Genomic DNA, 1203 nt, shown 5'->3' with positions numbered 1-1203 from the left:
TGACAGTTAGAAACCTAGACGGAGAGCGGCGTGTACTCGTTAAGGCGCTCGGAAACCACCCACGGTTACGTCAGGAGAGCCCGAATTTGACGAAATTGCCGGGGCGCCAACGCTGAAACTTGTTGGAGAGTTGCAACCTGCCACAGCTTTCACAATAGGTACGGAGCGCATCGTCCGTTCAGCACTCTCCAGTGATGATGTCCTGCATGACTTTCTCGGTCGGCTAAATGTCGGAAATCCCGAGCAGTACATTCGCCAGACAGCAACTGGACCTTCCGGCTTTCTTCCTATTCAGTTCTATCGAGCTCTGGCGCGTATGTCTCACGAGGAGCTTCTCGAATACGTAGTCTCACGAGGAGCTTCTCGAATACGTAGTCTCACGAGGAGCTTCTCGAATACGTAGAAGGGATCGCTACGCGAGCCCCAGCTAAGCGAAAGCTCATTGACCGACTGACCACCGGGGACGACATGAAAGCTAATCTGCCCTCAGCGGAGTCACACCACGCATCAACGGTTGAACGCTGGGCCTACTACGAACAGCTCACATCAGGTCGCGTCGATGACGTCATGTTCACGACTCCTCACTACGCGCAACGATTTTTGGAGGCGCTCAAGAGCCTCGACGATGATCAGATTCAATCAGATGCAGACAAAATATTGAGTCTTATGACCACCAGTTTTGATGCCTACTACGCCACTGACTCTAAAGTCGCGAACGCACTTCGCCGCGCGGCCTGTCGAGTGGACAGCGCAATGTTCGGGGCCGCCTAGCTCGATGCCTGGCTGTTGATTGGCGCGACGCGAACGATTCATTTGCGGAAGCTTATACTTTGGACGACCGGAGGCCTCCGCGCATATTTCTCAGATGGGCAGCACGCCCCTCTCTCGTGCAATGACGTGCCATTCATCGATGCGGGCGCGCAGCGCACTGCTCAGCTCGCTAGCAGTTGTTGGGTGGAGATTATGACGCACACCGTGGACTGTCACCTCGATGTATTCCCCCGTCCCATCGCTTGTGAGAGCTACTCCAACGTGACCGTTCGGCCAATTCCGTGGTACCTCTGGTTCGTGCGTTTCTGAGACTACGGCGCGCATCGTGCGGTCGGGACTGCTGAAGGTTTCAGTTGACACTTCATTTAGGCCGCGAGTGAGGCCGGTTGGTCCATTATTTCAAACTCGATCGGCGTCAGGCGACCGAGTCGA

General features: G+C 55.3%; 1 protein-coding gene. It reads left to right on the top strand.

What is annotated here, in order from left to right:
• Positions 1–468: 468 nt before the first annotated feature.
• Entirely contained in the window at positions 469–771 is a 303-nt protein-coding gene (locus CXY73_RS00035; RefSeq protein WP_146071534.1) for a hypothetical protein, read from the top strand.
• The last annotated feature ends 432 nt before the right edge of the window (positions 772–1203 follow it).

Origin of the sequence: Cryobacterium sp. Y50 (assembly GCF_002929805.1) — a bacterium.
In the GTDB taxonomy this organism is placed as follows: Bacteria; Actinomycetota; Actinomycetes; order Actinomycetales; family Microbacteriaceae; genus Cryobacterium.
Note: the sequence above shows the minus strand (reverse complement) of the source record. Positions and strands in the feature narration are given on the sequence as shown.

What these genes read in the sequence shown, in the direction of transcription:
- CXY73_RS00035 (WP_146071534.1), top strand. Translation starts at nt 469, where the DNA reads ATGAAAGCTAATCTGCCCTCAGCGGAGTCACACCACGCATCAACGGTT.